Genomic DNA, 20,180 nt, shown 5'->3' with positions numbered 1-20,180 from the left:
ATGATGGCTGGCGCCCTGCTCCAACGATCAGGGCACTAACGCCACTCGAGGGTCTTGGGCTCCACCGCATGTTCGCAGAACAGATGCCCCACATCCGGCACGGCGAAGCAGCGGTCACCCCGCTGGGGCTGACGGGCGTTAAACTCGGTATGGCTGATGCCAACCTCCCAGAGCTCCTCGCACTCCCAGCCATCGGGCTTGAGTTCGATGCGAACTTCCGCACCGATCAGGTTGATTGCCTCGATCCGGAAAGGCAGATGGGCCTCGTCACTGGCAGACTGGGTGAGGCGCACTTCGTGGGGCCTCAGGTAGAGCTGCGCGTCATCGTTTTCACAGCCTTCGGGCAGTCGAATCCAGGCGTCACCCTGGCGCATGACACCATCGCGGATCTTGCCAGACAGCACATTAACCTGCCCCAGAAACTCGAATACAAACCGGCTGTCCGGGCGACCATAAAGCTCCAGGGGTGTATCAACCTGCTCAATCCGGCCATTGCTCATCACAACCACCTGATCGGAGAGCTCCAGGGCCTCCTCCTGATCGTGGGTCACGAACACACTGGTGAAATGCAGCTCATCGTGGAGGCTGCGCAGCCAGCGGCGAAGGTCTTTTCGCACCTTGGCATCAAGCGCCCCGAAGGGCTCATCCAGCAGAAGAATCTCCGGGCGCATGGCCATGGCCCGCGCCAGGGCGATGCGTTGCTTCTGCCCACCTGAAAGCTGCGCGGGGTAACGGTCGGCCAGGTGTTCCAGCTGAACCATTTCCAGCAGGTCTTTTACCCGCTTGCGGATCTCGGGCTTGCCGGGGCGCTCCTTGCGCGGAAGCACATTGAGGCCAAAGGCCACGTTCTCGGCCACTGTCATGTGACGAAACAACGCATAGTGCTGGAACACAAACCCCACACGCCGGTCCCGCACATGCAGATCGGTCACATCCTTGCCGCTGAACCGGATTCTGCCCTCTTCGGGAGTTTCCAGGCCGGCAATGATCCGCAGCAGCGTGGTCTTGCCCGAACCGGAAGGGCCCAGCAACGCCGTGAGCTGGCCATCCGGAATGGTCAGATTGATGTCATGCAGGGCCTGGAACTTGTCGAAAAACTTGTTGATACCCTGTATCTCGATGCTCATTGGAAACCCTTAGTTACGACTCTGACGCCATTCAACGATGGCCTTGACGACAAGCGTGATCAGCGCAATGCCTGCAAGCAGCGAAGAAGCTGCAAAGGCGCCCACGGTGTTGTAATCCTGGTAAAGCAGCTCTACCTGCAACGGCAGCGTATTGGTCTCGCCCCGGATGTTGCCCGAGACCACCGACACGGCACCGAACTCGCCTACAGCCCGGGCGTTGGTGAGGATCACGCCGTAAAGTAGCGCCCAGCGGATATTCGGCAGGGTCACCCGCCGGAACAGCTGCCAGCCGGACGCGCCCAGCACCACGCCGGCCTCTTCCTCTTCCCGACCCTGTTGCTGCATCAGCGGGATCAGTTCTCTGGCCACGAACGGACAGGTCACAAACACGGTGACCATCACGATGCCGGGCCAGGAGAACATCAGTTGAATGTCGTATTCACCGAGCCACTGCCCCACCCAGCCATTGCTGCCGTAGAGCAGCAGGAAAAGCAGGCCGGCAACCACAGGCGAAACGGCGAACGGGATATCAATCAATGTGGTGAGCAACTTGCGCCCGGGGAACCGGAAGCGGGTCACAAGCCAGGCCAGAAACACGCCGAACACCATATTCAACGGGACCGTGAGCAGCGCAACCACGAGCGTCAGGCCAATGGCATGAAGCGTGTACTCGTTGAGAATATTGCTGACGTAACCGGCCCAGCCCTCGGCAAACGCTTGCACAAAAATCAGCACCAGGGGCATGAACAGCAGAAGCACCGTCAGGCCGACGGCGATTCCGATCAGAGTGCGACGAACCAGAGGGCTGTCGCCAACGCGGCGATGTTTACGCGCAGCCATACCCTAACCTCCGTGCAGGCGCTTGAGATAGCGCCCCTGCCAGACGTTGATCGCCAGGAGCAGCAACAGCGATACCGTCATCACCACTGCGGCAATGGCACTGGCCGCCGGAAAATCGTATTCCTCCAGGCGAACAAAGATCATCAGACTGATCACTTCACTGATGTAGGGTGAGTTGCCGGCAATAAAGATAACCGCGCCGTACTCACCCAGGCTTCGGGCAAACGAAAGCGCACCACCGGTCACCACAGCCGGCCAGAGTGTCGGGAACAGGATTTTCCGAAAGACCGTCATGTCCGAAGCACCCAGGCTCATGGCGGCTTCTTCATCCTCCGGCGCCATTTCCTCCAGTACCGGCTGAACCGTGCGCACCACAAACGGTACACTGGTGAAGGCCATCGCCACCACAATACCCAGCGGTGTGAATGCCACTTCAATACCCAGATCGGCGAGATACTGCCCATACCAGCCGTTCTCGGCAAACAAGGTTGCTAGTGTGATGCCGGCCACGGCGGTTGGCAGCGCGAAAGGCAGATCCATGATCGCATCCAGCAGCCGCTTGCCGGGAAACTCGTAACGCACCAGCACCCAGGCCATCAGCAGGCCGAACACGCAGTTGAATAGAGACGCTGCCAGGGCTGCCAGCGCGGTGACTTTATAGGACGCAACCACCCGCGGATCGGTGATCACAAACCAGAACTGCTCCCACCCCATGCCGGCGGCACGGATAAACAGGCCGCTGATGGGCAGAAGCAGCACCAGGCTGATAAAGAAAAGCGAAATGCCGAGGCTCAGTCCGAACCCCGGCAAAACGCGTTTGGTGGCGGGAGCGCTCAGCCGCTTTGACGGGCGCTCCGAAACGTCAGTGGTGGCCATGAATCAGCTGCGCATCCCTTAGCGGCGACGCTGCAACTGGTCCAGTTTGCCGCCACTGGCAAAGTGGGTCTCCATGGCATTTTCCCAGCTGCCGGCGATGTCCTGAATCGGCATCAGCTTCAGTTCGGGGAACTTGTCAGCCACTTCCGCTTTCACGGTTTCGTTGTGCACCCGGTAGTTGAATCCAGCCAGCATGCGCTGGGCTTCTTCGGAGTACAGATGCTTCAAGTAGGCCTGAGCCAGTTCTTCGGTGCCCTTCTTCTCGATGTTCTTGTCGATCCAGGTCACCGGGAACTCGGCCAGGAAACTCACTCTCGGGACCACAACCTGGAAATTCTTGTCCGGGTTCAGGGCCGGAATGTTGTTCACTTCGGATTCGAAGGTCAGCAGCACATCACCCAGGCCCCGTTCCACAAACGTGGTGGTGGCACCACGACCGCCGGAGTCGAATACCTTAACCTGGCCCAGCAGGTCGCTGAGGAAAGCATCAATCTTCTCCTGGTCGTCACCGAACTTGTCCTGGGCAAAACCCAGCGCCGCCAGGTAGGTGTAGCGGCCGTTACCGGAGGTTTTCGGGTTCGGCATGATCAGTTCGACATCTTCGCGGATCAGATCATCCCAGTTCTGGATATTCTTGGGGTTACCCTCGCGCACCAGGAACGCCATGGTGGAATAGTACGGAGAGCTGTTATTTGGCAGGCGTGATGCCCAGTCCTCGGGAATCAGGTTGCCGCGCTCGGCCAGAATGTTTACGTCGGTGACCTGGTTGTAGGTAACCACATCCGCACCCAGCCCCTGCAGGATGGCGCGCGCTTGCTTGGAAGAGCCAGCGTGTGACTGCTGGATATCGACGGTTTCGCCGGTTTTTTCTTTCCAATAGTCCTGGAAAAGAACGTTGTATTCGGCAAACAGCTCGCGGGCAATGTCGTAGGATGAGTTCAGAAGCTCACGCTCCTGGGCAGAAGCCGGCCCTGTTAGCGAGAACGCCAGTGCCAGCGCACTGAACCACAGGCCCTTACGGGCTTTGGAACCGGAAAAAATCGAATTCGGCATAGTCGGCAGAGCTCCCAGTTAACTCGGAATCTTTATATACGCCAGAGGAATAGGTCGGCGTTTTCTTAGAACGCAAAGATAAAGTAGTCACCTAGGAACAACAATACTCCACCTAGATGATTTATAACTCCTTTAATAACTTTGAGCTATATAAATCACCATTGAAAACCCTACCGATGATTTAGCGTCGCTGAGGTGGTGTACAGCGCATCTTCCACTACTATCAAGGTAAGTCAGCGCTAGAGAAGACGTTGCCGTGGGACTGTCGATCAAGACAACAGAGTTTGCGCCGGAAGAGTTTGAACGTTTTGCCGCCAAGGTCAGGACGGATCTCAAGGCACTTACTCGTCTTCTGAACAGGCCCGGCTTTGGCGAAGGCGCAAGCTCCATCGGAGCCGAGGTAGAGTTCTACATCGTAAACCCGGCCCTGCGCGTTCAACCTATCAACACCGAAATCGCCGCCCGCGTTCAGGACCCTCAACTGACGGTTGAGCTTAACCGCTTCAATCTCGAATACAATCTCAGCCCCCAGGCTTTCAAGGGCTCTCCCTTCGCCAGAACAGAGCAGGAGTTGCTCTCTGCGATCCAACGGATCAACCAGCACGCCGCATCACTGGATGGAGAACTGGTGCCGATCGGCATTCTGCCCACGCTTCGCCAGTCTGATATGGGTGCGAAGGCAATGACAGACGAGCCCCGCTATCATGCGTTATCCAAAGCGCTGATCCAGCAACGGGGAGAGCCATTCAGCATCCATATTGGTGGTAACGACGTTATCAATCTGGAAGCTGACGACGTCTATATGGAAGGAGCAAACACGTCCTTCCAGCTTCACTGGCGGGTGCCCGCACACCGTTTTGCCGATTACTTCAATGCGGTCCAACTGGTCACGCCGGTTGTCCTCGCTCTGGCCAGCAATTCACCCAGCCTGTTCGGCCACCACCTGTGGGACGAAACCCGCATTGCCCTGTTCAAGCAATCCATCGACAGCCGATCGCCCAACCATAAAACCTGGCGCCATCCGCCACGGGTATACTACGGCAATGGCTGGACACGCAGCGCCTGGGAACTCTTTGCCGCCTCGGCATCGCTCTATCCGCCCATCATTCCACTGATGTCGGAGGAAGACCCGATGGCGGTGATTGATCGCGGTGATGTGCCGAAACTGGCTGAACTGCGACTGCATCAGGGAACCACCTGGCCCTGGAACCGTGCCATCTACGACCATACCGAAGGCGGCCACCTGCGCATCGAGATTCGCTCAATGCCCGCAGGCCCTACGGCTGCTGATATGTGTGCGAACGGGCTGTTCATAATTGGCGCTGCGCTGGCAGTCCTTGATGATATTCATCATCTGACGTCGATACTTCCCTTCCATTACACGGAACACAACTTCTACCGCGCCGCGAAATATGGCGTTGGCGCAGAAATCATATGGCCACACAAGAATCAGGTTCAGTTGCAGGATACGCCCCTGTTAAACGTGGCCCGGGATCTGCTACCCCGCGCCCGGGACGCACTGGCACAAACAGCCGTGGACGAGTCAGAAATTCACCGCTTGCTGGGAATTATCGAAGGCCGCATTGAAACCGCCATGTCGGGTGCCCGGTGGCAACGCCATATCACCGAATCCCTGCTCGAATCCCTGAGCCCCGATGAGGCCTTCCAGACCATGCTCTCCCTGTACATGGCCAACCAGAAGACAAATACGCCGCTCCATGAATGGACATTGTCGCCGTGAGTAACTCGAACGTCCTCGATTATTTGAATGATCCCTCGCCCCGGACCCTGGGCCGCTCCGCCCTTGAGTGGCTGAACCAACTACAAAAGCCCACGATTATTCGTGTTGCCGGTCGTGATCGCTCCCGGACCCGAGCCATGGCAACGCTGCTTCACGGCAATGAGCCTTCAGGTCTGTTTGCCCTTCACAGGTGGCTACTTGAGCAGCATACCCCCGATGTCAACATGCTGTTTCTGCTGGGAGGCGTCTACCCGGCGAAGATCCCACCCATGCTCTCACTGCGCCAGTTGTCGGAAGGACGTGATCTGAACCGGTGTTTCAAAGAGCCGTTTGAGGGAGAAGAAGGTGCGATCGCAAAGGCCATGCTGGCAGAGTTGCACAAAGTGAAACCAGAGTGCCTGCTGGACGTACACAACACCTCAGGCACGGGCCCCTCCTTCGCGGTGACCATCACCAATGATGCGGCCCACCAGGCGTTGACCTCTCTGTTCACAGACCGCCTCATAATGACAGATCTTCGCCTCGGCGCCCTGATGGAATACTCCGAGCAGGAAGTCCCAACGGTAACCATCGAATGTGGTGGGTCCCAAGATGATCAGGCCCATCAATTGGCGTATGAGGGCCTCGTGCGGTATGCCTCAAGGCCAGACGTGTTATCACTCGAAAAGGCGGAGTGGGACGTGGAGGTACTAAGAAATCCGATTCGGGTGGAGCTGGTTCCGGAAGCAACCATAGAATATCTTCCTGAACCCTCCGGCCGGGCTGACCTCACTTTACCACCAGACATCGAACACCGAAATTTCGGGATCGTATCGCCAAATGAGCCGCTGGGATGGATTGGAAAAAAAGGCCTCAGCGTACTCAACGCCATCGGCCATAACCGGACCGAGAACATGGGGCAGGTTTTTCAGGTCAGAGAGGGGCAAATCTTCCCCGCGCAGGCCATCAAAGCCTTTATGATCACCACCAATCCGGTGATTGCGAAGAGTGATTGCCTCTTCTACGCGGTCAAGGCGACTGGTGAGCCCATTTTCTGACAAGAAACAATAAGGCAAGCGACCCTTTCGTCCCTCCAATATGGCATGGACTCGCCCATTAAGCACAAACCGTTCGTTATCTATGGCTGATACGTCTTTATCCTGTGACAATTTCGAACATCAAAGTGAAGCCACGATACGTTTAACTCAACGCTTCCAATCATCTCAAAATCAGGGTCTGTTGAATGGCTCAAAATGTCCTGGCGTACTTCTTCAGCGGCTCGTTCAGCAAAGAGACAGTCTGCCGCACGACCGAAAGTATGTTGGCTGTAGCGTGAGTAAAATGGGCTGTCTTTGGTACGCAGCCCGCTCCACTCTCTTTCTTTGCCCCAGTAGTAGTTGTTAACCGTCATGGGGCCGTATCTCCGCCTCAGACGGTCAAGGGTTATAAGGAGCCGTTCGTCCAACAGTTCCCAGGCTTTCTCTCCCCATTCTTGGAAGACCTTGGGTGGCACCAACTCGTGAATAGCAAAATACTCGCAGCGATACATGGCATTGCTCCTCCCACAAAAATAACGTTCAGGCAGCCAATGGTTTTATGGCTTGAATGTAAGAACCTGCGGAACAATATTTGCCCTTCCCGCACCTCCCTGAAGAGTAAAGGCGGACGCCATCCAGTAGGTTTTACGGCGTGGGTCTGGCTGGATATCGAGGTAGTCTCCCCATGCTCGAGCGTGGGGCTGGTGGCTAGAGGCATCGCCCAGGGCCATCTGCCAGTTTGGCAAAGCATTCGACTCTCTGTCATCCAGCCACCCGACCCCCAGCGTTGGGTGGCGGCCTCCGGCACCGCACACCGCGACTATGCCCACATCGCCCCGTTGGTTCGGGCAAACTGACGGATAAGCCCAGGCCCGGTCCGAATTCCACAGATCGGGCTCATCAATCAGCTCATTCGAACTCTTCCTGATTCTCACCACGCGTACGAAGGGAAAAGGGTGCTGAACATCCGCCGAGGCCACCCAGACGAAACCAAGAACACCGCCTGACTCCCACGCTCCGAGAACGCGATCATCCATGCGATTCATCCATTGACTTGTCGCATCATCAGGTTTTGCGTAAGGGCCGTCGCGCCAATGCCTCACAGCGACGGAAACTTGCGAGACATCCTCTTCGTCGTCAGGCCATCGGAACACCTCGATAGATGGCTGAAAATAGCTCAGGCTGGCAAAGATCGCCGTACTTCCCATGCCACGACAAAAACGGAGAGATCCGAATTCTTCCGTTGACCAGGCTTCCCGGGAGATCGCTTCACGCGCCTTCAATTGATCCAGGGACAGTCGTAACACCACCGCTCTTTGCCAGCGGTCTGTGGTTGTGCTGAAAACGTTGAACGACAGCAAGAGGTGGTTATCTGATTCGGCCAGATCGGGGTAATCCAGCCAGGTCCCCGACCACTGTTCGTCAATGTCCGTCGGAGTTGTATCCCACCAGGTCCATGTACCAGGCGCGCCGGATGAACTGACAGCGACACGGATCAGGTTTCCTTGGGTGGTCTTGGAAAACTGCAGAAGCCAGATCCAGAGCCGTCTGGCAGAGCAGTAGTGAATGAGCTGATCGCAACAGAATCCAGCGCCTGCGGGAGGCAATTCCGTGTAGGGGTCTACAAACACCCAGTTGTCGCCACCGTCGGTGGTTCGGGAACAGAACCAGTTGCCCGTGACGATAATGCGTTTGCCGGAGCATGCAAGAGCAGGTTCCAGGATTGTAGCTGCCTGTCCCCCGGTGTCGCCACTGTTCAACCGCTTGGTATCGACGATAGCTGTCATGGCTTTTTGCCTTTCCGGCCTTTTGAACCCTCGTCGATGACGGCCTCAGGCAGTGCCGATGTTTGCTCACCCGGTCCTCCCTCGGCTTCCGGCTCCGGCTGGCTTTCCGATGACGGACGAGAGATTTTGCCGGGCCCCGGCGCCTTTCGACGCGGCGAAATGTTTTGATCTTTCTGATCGAAATCAGGTTTTTCTGCCGGTTGTCCGGAGGCCACCTTTTCGGCTGCGTCTCGTGCAGGTTGCTTTTCAGGTGCCTGGTCAGTCAAGGAATGGTGTTTTCCCACTCCCTTCTTCTCTTTTGGGTCCGCCATTTATGTCACCAGTCGCAAGATATAGCCGCCCATTACGGTCCAGAACAGAACGCTATACCAGCGTTCTCCCAGTTTCCTGTTGATGGTTCTTCCCAGCAAGGTACAACCCGCCATAACAGGGACCAGAGTACCTGCCAGAACCAGATGCTCGATTTGCAGCAAGCCGGACTGACTGAACACCACGGCCTTGGTCGTGTCGCCGACCAGGGACACCAGAGAGGCGGCGCCCACAAAGTAAAAACGCTCAAGCTGCAGGCTGCGAAGTGCAACGCCCTTCAGCGGCCCCGAAGTACCTGAAATACCTGAGGTAGCGCCAGAACAGAACGCTAGCCCAACCCCCCAGGCTTTTTTCGCGCGATGATAGGGCGAAAACTCCCACACGAGGGTGACAACAATCACCAGCGCAACGGCATACCGAATCCATAGCTCTGGCAGTTTGAGCATCAGAGTCGCGCCCAGTGCGGTGCCCAGCAGAACTGCGATGATGACGGCGCCGGAGGCCCTCCAGGGCAGGGTTTTCCGGTAAACCGTCACCTTCGCAACGTTGTTGCAGGCCAACAACAAAGCAGCCACGGCGATCCCCTCTTTGGTACCGATGGCCATCATCATGGCGGGCACCAGAATCAGGGAACCGCCGAGGCCCGCTGCAGCGGAGACAATAAACGACGCCGGGATGGCCAGGGCCAGAAGGATCAGAGATATCGCATCAAGTTCCATCGGTGCGTCCTTGCTTAAGGGAAAAGTTGATTGCCGGGTCGAGGCCAGACGCTGACAACCCGGGCCGCAGCATGGGGCCAGTTGCGCACCAGATTTTCCACGGAGGTAACCGGACCCGTTGGTACTGCCGAAAAGACATCGTTTGTTGAGCCGACAACAGCCAGGAGCAGTATCCGATGACCGGTCGAAACGCCGGAAAGGTCCACGTTGATTGACACGGCTCGTGGCATTCGAGCAGCCAGGTCAACCGACAAACGGTTCAATGGCGTGCCGTCAGCCGCCAGCGCCACGTTCCATCCCGGAGGTGTTGGCTGCGGCGCTCCGCCGGTCAGGCTGCGGACAAAGGGCACGAGGTTTGTGCAATCGGTTCCCAGCAATGTGTTTTGAGAGGCTCCGGAACGCCATAACAGCACCACAAACGCTCCGTTTGCTGCCACCGGCCGGGTGTCTCGATGGTGCAGCAACACATCAACGGTGCTTCGCTCGCGGTATACCTGCCAGACTGAGTTCCTGACTCGCCGGGGTACCACTGTTTCCATCAGGTCAATCTCCGAACCGGGTAACGCTGGTACGGCTGCGTTTTGCCAGGGTGCCCTGTAAACACCCGGCGAGCCGTTCTCGTCAAGTGCGTTGGCCATGACGTCAGCCCACAAGGCTGCATCTATTCGTCTTGCGCCCGGGTTTGCGATGCCTCTCAAGCGGCGGTGGCGCTCAACGAGATCACCCATTTGATCACTCCACTCACCATTTGGGATGACGCTGGGGTAAATCCACCGGAAGGCGGTCTGGAACGTCCAGAGTTGGTAGCGCAGGTTTCCGTTCCAGATGTTGGTTCCCCGGAACGATGGCGTTGTCCCTACTGGGGCCTCGGGCCGCACGACGATATCCGGACTTGAGAAGAAAGGCTCTGCCGCTGCCCCGGGACGAAGATGCGGATTTTGCATGGGGGTCGGGAACATGCGACGGTCATCCCTCGGGTGCACGCGCACATAGGTTCGGGCGGGCTCAGCTGCAGCGAGATTGACCTCCCAAACGCCCCGGGACTGCAAGGTGGCCCTCATCAACCGGGGTGACGTGCCCGCGCCGGACGGATCTTGCCAGATGTGAAGGTCCTGCACGACCGCTTCCGGCAGACCGTTCACGAACAGCTGCCACGGTCCGTGGGCGTTACCCGCAATTCTGGTTGCCGTCCACACCGCAGTCGAAGTTCCAACGTACACGGTATTGGGATTCGCCGGGTCAACCGTAACCGAATACGCCGGGTCGATCGGACTGGTTGCGAGAGGGGGCATGGGTGGCAGGGCCTGACCCAGGCCTGTCAGCCGACAACCGCCAGCAGCGTCATCGTAATAAAAACAGGAGTCTGCAGCAGCGGTTGGCGAAACGGCCGCCACCGCTGCGGATGTTGGCGTAGCTGGAACCGCCGGTGTCCAGGTATTGGTCTGGCCGGTTGTCACGAGATAGAAATCGCTGGTTCCCGGAACTGGAGCAATATCTGTGAAAAACGTAGCCTGCGGTGTTACCAGTGGCGCAGCCGGCGCCGCAACGCCCGGGCCGATCAACGCGGTTGACGTCCAACGCCCCGCATTACCGGGATCCTCGCTGTAACGGATAACCCCCTGATTAAATAAGGCCAACAGGGTGCGCTCATCGACCCATTTCACCGTGACCACCGGCCCAAAACCTGCTGGCGGTACCCCAAAGGCCATGTTGGCTGCAGTGCTCGGGGTTCGGTTGCCCGGACGGCCATCCCGCCACTGCACAAAGGTGCCAGCGGCGGTTATGGGTAATACTCTCCACGTGTTCGGGTTGCTGGTACCCAGATTGTCGGTCACCCAAACCCTGTTGGTCCCCAGCGCTACCCTTCCCAGGTTCCCTGCCGCACGTCGAACAGTATCGATACCCGAATAGAAGTTACTGGCATTGGACTCCGGATCGTTGTTGATCAGATTACACGGCGCTCGGTATCGGCCCGCCGGGTCACAGGCCCAATCCGCATTGGCAAATTGCCCCATCACGTAGTGGGACTGAACCGGGTGAAACGTTACCCCACCACCGTCGCCCTGCATCGACGTCTTCATCTCCCAGACGGTGCTTCCCACCCGGACCTGTCGGCCATTGTCCTGACAACCGAGCATCGAAAAATGGCTGGAGGTGGGATGACTGGCACTGAAGATAGATTCGATGGACGCAAGACCCACGTTTCGGCTGCTGAAGGTATTGGTTTGGCCATCGCGCAGGGAAACGAACACGCCGCCATCGCAACCCACCCAGATTTGCCGGGATCCATCTGCATTGGTGGCTTTCCTGAGAGAATGAACGTCCGGGTGAACTGCATCGCCGATCAGACCAGGCTGTGTGGCTCCTGAGTTCGTGCCGACTGGCTGATCGGAAACGCCCGGAGACGGTACGAGGTTGTTGCCATTCACGTCGAAAGCCCAAATGGACGCGTTCCAGTTATTGACCTGAATGAGCGACCCGCCGATATAGACCCGGTCTGTCCGTACCGGCGGTGGAACCAGAGCCGTATTCCGGGTCGTAACGACGATGGCCTGATCATAGTCACGCTGCCCGGGCCAGAGATTGGCGGCGGATGGAATGTTATTCAATGGGTTGGCAATGGGCGCAGCATCACCCGGATTTGCTATTTGCCAGATATGGGGCACAGGATTCCCACCGGCGGGATTAGTGGTCACCTCACCGAGAATATACAAAGCGGTGTTGTCATCATTCACCGCCATGCTCATTCTTCCATCCAACCTTCCCGTGGCCGGGACAGTCGGTGCCGGAAGAAAGTTCTGCGTAATCCAGTTGAAGGTGTTGCCGTGATCGTCTGAGAACGCAATGCCTGAGCTTCGAAAACACACAAACAGACGATTTCCGACATAACACAAATCGGTCGGCGCACGATTGACCGGGGCCATGGCGGCCCCGTTTGCGGGCGGCGATGGCGCGGGGGCAGGCAACGGCAGGGCTGACCAGGTAAACGAGAGGTTACCGCCAACCATGGATCGAGTGCCCAGATAAAGTCCGCCGCCCTGGATGTTCCAGCCAAGATCCCGACCACCTGAAGTGGCTGCGATCACACGATCTCCGGCAGCTCCGGGTGCGGAGCCGGGAACGCGTACCATGCGTGTTATCGACACGCCCTCCAGAGCGGCAATGCCCGTCGCAGTTTCCCAGGGGTCCGAACTGACCGCACCGGCGGCGGGTCCTGATGCGGCGAGAATGCCAACCCCGCGAATTGCATCAGCGCCATCAACACCCTGCATCGCGTCGAATTCACCGGTACCCACCATCACAAAATCAGCACCGGCGTTGGCACCGAAGTTCACCAGTAAACACCCACAGGCGAATGCGCTGGTGTTGCCACCGAACCGCCTGGGCTCGTTGGCCCAGCCCCCCAGGGGTTCCCAGGTAGCGCCACCGTCGCCGGTATACCAGACGCCACCTTTGGCCGTGCCTGCGTAGGCGCGTTGGCCATCAGGGCTTACGGCCAGATCACGAACCCGGCCAGACACTCGCGGCCTACCCTCAGCCTGCCCCTGACGAACCACCGAGGGCCCGATCGGCACCCACCGATTGGTATTGTTGGCGGGAAACGCCATGGGGGCGGGCCCCAGGCCAGCCGAAGAACGGGCAGACGTTCGGGCCGGAGGTTCGCCGAATGGACCAATACCCTCGCGCTCCATTAACGCCTTCATGGAGGCCGCCAACGCCTGTTTGTCGGGTGAACCCGAAATTGATGTTAAGAAGCTATCCCTCGCGACCGCGTTTTTTCGCTTCTCGGCTTTCCTCTTGCGGCGCCGTGCAAGCGCTCGTTCCTGAGCGAGAGTAGGATCAACCGGTACATCACTCATGACTGATCCTCCTCAATGATCCGAATCCAGCCCTCCTGGAATTCGTGAGGCGTTCTTGGCAGAAGTGCTGACTGCGTCGCGGCAACGATGGGGTCGTCTCGCCAGGTCAAGGGGCCGGTCCGACGGGTGAACTGTTGCTTCTCGCCCAGAAGATTGACCTTGGGTAACCGAATCTCTTCAGGATCAACAAGCACCGGACCTACCCGAACAGAGGGGATAACCCGCTTAAGGCCATCATTGATCCAGGCGTCATTAAGAGCCAATGACTTCCTCGGCAGAACGCCGGAGGTAAGGTGTACCTTGCCAGCAGGCAGCATCAACATCGTCAGCGTATGGCAGGTACCGGGCCGGACGTAGAAAAGATCCTCGTCAACCAGATAAGGATGGTCCAGTGGCTGGACATCCGGAACATGAACCTTGCCCAGCAAACCCAACTGCCCTCGCCGACGACCGCTCTCCCGAGCCAGCGCACCGATGGACTTGTCGACGAGATGGAACTGGTCGTAGTTGTCATCAATAAAATATCCGAGCAGTGAATCGTCGCTGCGCTGGAGATCGCCCAGCCGTACCGGAAACGCCTGATCCCGGAGCGCCTCGAACGCGGCCTTGCGGGTATTCGCCGTTTCAATTGAATCCACTCGCACATCGTCAAGATCGTCGGGCACATCCAATCTCAGTGTCGCCTTGACCACAGCGATGGGACGCCCCACCAGGCCGGCAATAGATGATGACCCCAAGGTACTGAAGGTATCCACTGTCCAGAGTGTGGTGTCGATTGCCCTCAGTAAACCTGCCAGAGAGCTTTCGGTAGTCGGTAGCTCCCCCTTCCGATGCTGCACATCCGTTCTGATCACCCCGGAAACAAGATTGCCCACGGGCGTTGCATCGGGCGGCAGATCGGCCATAGGCCCAGCGCCCGGGGGCAAGGGCCTCCCCGGAGCTGGCTCCCAGCGGACCGCTCCGGTCAGCTCATGATGACTGATCTGGCCCAATGGATTACCCCTCTTATCGAAAGCTTCGAGAGATTCATCAATGTGGTCAGGTAACAGAAAGCCGGCAACAGGGTTAACCGCCAGGGTTGGCTCCAATTGATTCACAAAGGCTTCAGGAGCCAGTGCCGGGTCGCCCTGGTAGGCCGGATCGACCAACCGAAAAAGCCAGCGCCCGCCCCCCTGGATGCGCAGTGGCATCTTCATGGCAGAGGTATCATCTGGAATTTCCAGGGGTGTGGTGGTTTGAATGTCCGTGGTAGGCACATCAAGGACACGGCCAAATGCATCAACCAATCGAAGCGCCTTAAAGGAGATGGTTCCCCCGAACAAGGTCAAAGGATCGGCAATAACCTCCGGTCGGTCATCGGCGCCAGGCGTGGAGAAGAACCCGCCCAGATAGTTCAGACCCAGGAGTTGTTCCCTGACACCATCCAAAGAGGCCGACGCCAGATCCTGGGGTTTGATGAAATCCGCCAGGGTATTCAATGTGTTTTCCTGCGATGCCGTCAGCGTATCGCCGGTGGCGTCCCTCTCCTGCTCCGCCGCAATCCAGCGACTGATACCTGCCTGAAGAGCCGTCCCCAGGCCCCGATGCAGCGGGCTACGCCCGGTAATCTCAACCATCTGGACATCATTGGCGTCGGTTTTTCGAACCATCTCCAGTTCATCGAGCTCCCAATCAGTCAAAGAAGTCGAGCCCTCCAATTCAATCCGCCATTCCAGCCAAAGCGGCACCCAGGGCTGTCGCCAGGCGGTAACCCCCAGTGGGCTCGGGCTCAGCCCCTCAAGGTAAGAGGCAACAGCCAGCTCAGCCGTGATTTGCTTTTTCAGGGACGTCTCCCGGAAAGAGAATTGCTGCCAGGTTTCCTTTCCCGGCGCTTGCGGATCCGCAAGGCTGCCAGACAAGGTGTACGCCCCGCTGCCGTCGTAGCGACCATCTGCGGAGTAGAGCCGGAGCATCTCTCCTTCAATGCGGCTCTGATACTTCGGGCGAACCTCGTCCTTGTCGGTGGCAGCGTTGGCCAGCCAGCGGCTGCAGTAGGGATTCAGAACCAGAGCTTCACGTACGATGGTCAACACTTCGGGCGGGATTGCGCCCGATCCCAGCGTGGGCACCAGGTCTTTCGCCTTGACCACGCCTTTGATGCCTTTCACCGCCTCATTGGGGTAACGGCACCGTAAACGGCCATTATCATCGTGGAGCCCGTCATAATGATGGCGCAGGCTTGGCTTGGCACCTTTTATGGCCAGCGACGGGGGCTGGGGCATGAAAAGACGGGGTGCGGGTCGTTCAACGGTGCGCCGGTCTTTGAGCGCACCCCGAATCGCATCGGATTTGAGCTCGATTGGTGGAGCTTTGGGCGCTTGCATTTCCTCGCTGAAGACAACTTTGTCACGCCAACGAGGCAGCGGCGACACCCGTTCGGCGGTGCTCTCCTTGCTCATCCTGGCTCGCCCTTTTCGCCCGACCGAAGTTGCGTTAACCGACGCGGAGTCCTCAACGCGCAGATGATCGAGTTTGGCTGCAGGCAAGGGTTTGCCCGGACGAGAGCTGAACATGTCGTCGTGCTCTCGCTCGGCAATATCCCGCAGGCCGTCCTGAGTGCCCATACGGTCCATCAAATCGCTGGTGAAGGCAGCGGCCAGCATTTCAGCGGCACGCCTCTGGGAAACGCTATCGCCAATGGCATCTGCGCCGAGCGCGGTAACCAGATCATCCGTATCAAACCCGGCCGCGACCGACAGCGCCTCTGAGGATGGTCGCTCGTCAATGACAGGCATGTTCTCTCCGATGGGGACGCCTGAAATCATGCCGTGAAAAAGCGACATGAAGGTGGGAGATTTCTGGGCAATAAACAACTTGGAGGCTTTATCAACCGGCAGGCCCATTTCCGGAGTCATGTCGGCGTATGTGAAAGATTCAACGCGGCCTTTTGCCACAAAACTGGTTGGAGTTGCCTCAGCTGGCTGCTTCATCTCCCCTTTCGATAACAGACGTTCCAACACGGCCAGATCCGGTTCGTTGCTGGGCGGCTCGGCTTCCGGATCCAGATACCATCCAAGGTCGGCCATCACATCCAGCAAGTCTTTTTTGCTAACCACCGCCAGCGGATCTTTGTCCATGTCCGTATACCAGCCCGCAACGGTGTAGGTACCGGCATCTTTCTCAAAACCGTCTTTCGCGGTCTTTCGAAGTTCTGGCAGATCTTCCAGGGCATCATGGAAAGCGAAACGATTGGCACTGGCATGATAAGACGCGGTCCAGAGGGGCGATCCGCCTACGGTCCCGTCCAGAGGTTCATAGGTAGGCTGTTCCGAGGTACCGAAATTCGATCCGTTAAAGGAGCCCAGAGGCCGAATGCTCGCGGTTTTTGCATCGATCACCCAGCCTCTTATCATGGGCCGTTTAATCCCGACGGGGAAAAGCGCTCGCACCACAACCCAGTGGTTGGGAAGCTCTGTCATTTCCAGCTCGCCGCCTGCAGCTGATTCGCCCCCCTCAGGAGCGCATCGGGAAGTGCCCAGTGCAGGTGAACACCATTTTCCGGCACCTGCCCTTCAGCAAAAGGCGCAGGGTCGCCAGGCCCACCGGTCACGGACACCAACGGCTCCGGGTTGGATTCTTTTGCAACATAGGCCTGAACATCGATGGGAACCAGGATGCGTTTGTTCCGCCGCAAATCCGGGTCCCAGGTATTGACGGCGGCCAGGTCAGTATCCGCTCGAACCAGCCAGGCCCATCGTTCGTCATAGACCGCTTTCGTGAGGGTCTTTTTCTTCAACAGGTGTTTGAACATAGCGCCCCCTCACAGCTTGAATGTGGCGTTAACCATGGGCTCATAAGCCACGGTCGCCCGGAACATGGCAGATATCGGTGGAACCTGAACCTCCCCAAACACCTGCCGCCATGGGAATCGAATTAACTGCAAGGCGTACTCCGCGCTATCCAGACCATCGCCCGCGCCGGTTTCATCATGCTCAGCCAGAGCCGCGGATAGCCGCCGAATATCAACAACACCGGATGACCCCACGCGAAACGGCACATCTATGTCCTCCACGTCGAGGTAGCTGAAGTCGCTCTTCCTGCGGGGAGTCAGCGTTGCTGAGCGTTGGTTACCGTTATCCTCGTGTTTGAAGCCAAACTGGACGCCCTGGCGCGGTTCCTCCAGGTGAACAACTTTGGGAACACCATCAAACAGGCAGAGCAAAACGGCGGGGGCCAACCTTTCCAGACGCAGCAGCCGGATTCGTCGGGGATCGTCCTCTTCGAACCGGGCTTCGTCGCCCTCCTCCGGGTCTACATCAAAAGCCCGAACATGCATGCCCGGCCACCCGGATACGGCGGCGGAGCGAAGCAGAAATCCGGTAATGGGACCCGTTTGCCCAGTCAGACGTGGGGCGAGCGTGCGACGACGTACGTTGCGCTCTTCGGTATCCAGTTCGGCGCGGATGGCGTTGTATTGGGCATCCAGTTGGATGCGGTCGTCACTATTCACCGTGCCAACGCTGAGCGCGCCCTGGACCAACGCATCCGTCCAACGCCGATCCATGTAAAACCAGCGAATCGATTCTTGCGGGAGTAGTTCGGAGTCCGCCACCAGATTGGCAAATGGAACCCCGTTGAGCAGCCGCAAGCTGACTAACCAGTTCCTCAGCTCCGCGGGCATCGCGGTGTTTTGGTCAATCCTGAATTCGCTGAGCGGAGCCCGTGCGGTTTTTTCCAGCTCCTGGCCGAGGTTTTCGAGGATGTCCTGGTTTTTGTTGATCATGACTCGTCCTCATCCGTGAAATCTCTGGGGCGGTCCCGCAGGATCACATCCAGATTGTCATTCAAGCCCTCTCTGATCAGGCGATCTGTGACCGGAAATGCAGGGCCGGTCAGGTGTTCGTTGATCAGTTCATTCGACAGCGTGCTGGACACCAGATCGACACGCTGCCGGTCCAGATCCGCCTCCAGGGTGTCCCGCAAATCGACTTTGCCCAGTTCACGTGTAAGCAGGTCTTCTTTGGGCACTTGGACACCCCGCAAACCCTCGAAAACTTTGTTCAGGTCGCCGACGAATAAGGCCGGCGGCAGCCCCAACCCCCGAGCAAGCACGGTGGTGGGCTGACCATTGAATTCCAGAGGCCGTCCCGGTCCGACTTGGGGCATTGGATTTCCCAGAAACTTTTCAGGGGTTCTCACAACAGCATCGGCAAAGAAACGCCCTGAAAGCCGGCCCAGATGGCGGATGTCGATTTGATCAATGCTTGCCCCGAGCACCTCCTCCCAGAGAGTTCTGTTTTTTATGAGCAGGGACTTCAGTCGGGCAGCGTGATAGTCGTTTTGTCGCCACCGCATCAACGAAGCGATGATTGACGGTTGAGACAGTGTGAGAAGACGGCCCGTTTCAAAGGCAGTGGCCAGTGACAGATCTTCTCGGCCATCCGGTATAACCACTCGGAGCTGATCTGAACTATGTGCCAGTTTCAGTCGATCAGCACTGGAATTTCGGGTGGGATGCGGCACCAGCGGTCCTCTGTACCAGGACCGTACCTTGTCACCCTCACGGGTTTGGTGGCCCAGACCGACATGCCCACTTTCGGCAACCTCCAGAGGCAGGCGGCCACTCACGGATTTCTGACCTGGCCCAACATCGCCAAGCAGGCGGGAGTCCAGGTTTTCCATCAATGATCGGAAGGTGGTGTCGCCGGTCGTGGTGAAACTCCAGTGCAGTAAAACCGGGAACCGATATTCGGGGTCCAAAGGCAGGGCCTCGAAGGTTTGAATCACCCGAAAGGGCTCGGCCATATTGAGAGCAATGTCTGCCGAAGTGGAGCCTTTGGACTTTTTGATGGCCCAGGTACCGGAGCCGGAATATGGGACCGCGCCGGCCGTTGCCGCAGCGCCGGACTTGAATTGTGTCGACCGGGAGCCTTTGACGCCCGGCGCCAGAGGCACCGGCTGAGTCAGATTCTGAAGGTCGCCGGCATTGATTCCCGCAGCTCGTGGAGCCAGAGCCGTGCCCATCACCTGATGGTCGTCGTAACTGGCCATACTCTGGTGAACGGTACTCTTGACCATGAAAGGTGTAACGAACGACGGCACCGGATCCGGGGACCGGTCCAACAGCACATCGTATTGGCCCTCAAGATTCACCAGGCAGGCCAGATACTTCACCGGGGCATCATTGCCGTCTTCGTCCTTGCCCGGCACAGGCAGACGGTTGCTGATGACAACGGCAAGAAACCCGTCATCATCCCCCATCATCAGTTCGGTATCGTGGATGTCCACTTCCCGGGCATGAGCCAGCAGGTCAACGTCGTTTTTGGTGGGAAAAACCTTATCGATGATTGATTTTCTGATGGCCAGACAGTTGCCCTTGGCGACTTCTTTTAATCCATCGAGTTCAACACCCGCGGTTACACAATTCGCGACATCAACGCTGGTTTCCAGCCTGGCTTCCCCTTCGGCGATGAGCACAAGTGCCAACCAGGGTGTATTGGCGGGTGCACCGTCAAGGCGGCGCTCCCAGGGCAGAGTCCGCCTTTTGATGACCACCTGTGGCAGGCGGCTGCCATAGCTACCAAAGGAATTGGCCGGTGGATAGGTCGACAGAATCTGATCAGGCGGCAGGATGTAGCGCGGCGACCGAATCCTGAGGTGAATATTCTCCTCGTCCACCTTCAGCGCACTGGCATCCAGACTGGCCTCCGGCGTTTGCGCTGAGAATTTCTGGTTGGCCCTTATACGCCACAGTCCCGCCTCAAGAGGCGGATTCAGTTTGGCGTAGAGCTTGAATTTTCCTTCACCAACAGGCATCGCTTGCTTCCTTCTTGCTATCCTCTTTCGCCGGTCTCTGCGTGGATCTGCCCGGCG

15 protein-coding genes are annotated in these 20,180 nt (G+C 58.0%); 2 read left to right on the top strand and 13 right to left on the bottom strand.

The features are described 5' to 3' along the window. Positions 1-35: 35 nt before the first annotated feature. Genes ACGK9W_RS04300 through cysP form a run of 4 tightly spaced genes read right to left on the bottom strand, consistent with a single transcriptional unit; the run spans position 36 to position 3,896 of the window. Positions 36-1,127 carry a sulfate/molybdate ABC transporter ATP-binding protein gene (locus ACGK9W_RS04300; RefSeq protein WP_405419213.1) on the bottom strand — a complete coding sequence of 364 codons (1,092 nt, stop codon included), beginning with the start codon at positions 1,125-1,127 and terminating at the stop codon, positions 36-38. A gap of 9 nt (positions 1,128-1,136) precedes the next feature. Continuing rightward, positions 1,137-1,967, bottom strand: a complete 831-nt coding sequence (gene cysW, locus ACGK9W_RS04295) for a sulfate ABC transporter permease subunit CysW (protein WP_053114946.1) — start codon at positions 1,965-1,967, stop codon at positions 1,137-1,139. 3 nt (positions 1,968-1,970) lie between these two features. Then, positions 1,971-2,843 carry a sulfate/thiosulfate ABC transporter permease CysT gene (gene cysT / locus ACGK9W_RS04290; RefSeq protein WP_008172088.1) on the bottom strand — a complete coding sequence of 291 codons (873 nt, stop codon included), beginning with the start codon at positions 2,841-2,843 and terminating at the stop codon, positions 1,971-1,973. An 18-nt stretch (positions 2,844-2,861) separates the two neighbouring features. Beyond that, positions 2,862-3,896 carry a thiosulfate ABC transporter substrate-binding protein CysP gene (gene cysP / locus ACGK9W_RS04285; RefSeq protein WP_008172090.1) on the bottom strand — a complete coding sequence of 345 codons (1,035 nt, stop codon included), beginning with the start codon at positions 3,894-3,896 and terminating at the stop codon, positions 2,862-2,864. Between the two features lie 256 nt (positions 3,897-4,152). Here cysP and ACGK9W_RS04280 point away from each other — a divergent pair, with 256 nt between their 5' ends. Both ACGK9W_RS04280 and ACGK9W_RS04275 read left to right on the top strand, forming a co-directional pair. After that, the gene (locus tag ACGK9W_RS04280) at positions 4,153-5,637 is read left to right on the top strand and encodes a hypothetical protein (RefSeq protein ID WP_405419208.1); all 1,485 of its coding nucleotides are present in this window, start codon (positions 4,153-4,155) and stop codon (positions 5,635-5,637) included. Continuing rightward, positions 5,634-6,674 (top strand): succinylglutamate desuccinylase, encoded by a 1,041-nt coding sequence (locus ACGK9W_RS04275; RefSeq protein ID WP_405419206.1) that lies wholly within the window; start codon positions 5,634-5,636, stop codon positions 6,672-6,674. The genes ACGK9W_RS04280 and ACGK9W_RS04275 overlap by 4 nt, the downstream gene beginning before the upstream one ends. Positions 6,675-6,754: 80 nt before the next feature. Here ACGK9W_RS04275 and ACGK9W_RS04270 read toward each other — a convergent pair whose 3' ends face one another. The 9 genes from ACGK9W_RS04270 to ACGK9W_RS04230 form a co-directional block, all read right to left on the bottom strand. After that, positions 6,755-7,027 carry a hypothetical protein gene (locus ACGK9W_RS04270; RefSeq protein ID WP_199185522.1) on the bottom strand — a complete coding sequence of 91 codons (273 nt, stop codon included), beginning with the start codon at positions 7,025-7,027 and terminating at the stop codon, positions 6,755-6,757. 183 nt (positions 7,028-7,210) lie between these two features. Next, positions 7,211-8,440 (bottom strand): hypothetical protein, encoded by a 1,230-nt coding sequence (locus tag ACGK9W_RS04265; RefSeq protein WP_008172094.1) that lies wholly within the window; start codon positions 8,438-8,440, stop codon positions 7,211-7,213. After that, the gene (locus tag ACGK9W_RS04260; protein ID WP_008172095.1) at positions 8,437-8,751 is read right to left on the bottom strand and encodes a hypothetical protein; all 315 of its coding nucleotides are present in this window, start codon (positions 8,749-8,751) and stop codon (positions 8,437-8,439) included. Before ACGK9W_RS04260 ends, ACGK9W_RS04265 begins: the two co-directional genes overlap by 4 nt. Next, entirely contained in the window at positions 8,752-9,468 is a 717-nt protein-coding gene (locus ACGK9W_RS04255) for a sulfite exporter TauE/SafE family protein (RefSeq protein WP_338355072.1), read from the bottom strand. Positions 9,469-9,482: 14 nt separating this feature from the next. Continuing rightward, complete coding sequence (locus ACGK9W_RS04250) at positions 9,483-13,328, bottom strand: hypothetical protein (protein WP_405419201.1); 3,846 nt, start codon at positions 13,326-13,328, stop codon at positions 9,483-9,485. Next, entirely contained in the window at positions 13,325-16,786 is a 3,462-nt protein-coding gene (locus tag ACGK9W_RS04245) for a hypothetical protein (protein ID WP_405419198.1), read from the bottom strand. The genes ACGK9W_RS04250 and ACGK9W_RS04245 overlap by 4 nt, the downstream gene beginning before the upstream one ends. Then, a complete protein-coding gene (locus tag ACGK9W_RS04240; RefSeq protein ID WP_405419195.1) occupies positions 16,783-17,118 on the bottom strand; it encodes a hypothetical protein in 336 nt (111 codons plus the stop codon). Before ACGK9W_RS04240 ends, ACGK9W_RS04245 begins: the two co-directional genes overlap by 4 nt. 9 nt (positions 17,119-17,127) lie before the next feature. Next, positions 17,128-18,090: a hypothetical protein gene (locus tag ACGK9W_RS04235; protein WP_039881919.1), complete on the bottom strand. Its 963-nt coding sequence runs from the start codon at positions 18,088-18,090 to the stop codon at positions 17,128-17,130. Then, positions 18,087-20,123 carry a hypothetical protein gene (locus tag ACGK9W_RS04230; RefSeq protein ID WP_405419192.1) on the bottom strand — a complete coding sequence of 679 codons (2,037 nt, stop codon included), beginning with the start codon at positions 20,121-20,123 and terminating at the stop codon, positions 18,087-18,089. The genes ACGK9W_RS04235 and ACGK9W_RS04230 overlap by 4 nt, the downstream gene beginning before the upstream one ends. Positions 20,124-20,180 lie beyond the last annotated feature (57 nt).

This window comes from Marinobacter flavimaris (assembly GCF_045057155.1).
Taxonomy (GTDB): Bacteria; Pseudomonadota; Gammaproteobacteria; order Pseudomonadales; family Oleiphilaceae; genus Marinobacter; species Marinobacter manganoxydans.
The sequence above is the reverse complement of the archived record's forward strand: the minus strand, read 5'-3'. Positions and strand labels throughout refer to the sequence as shown.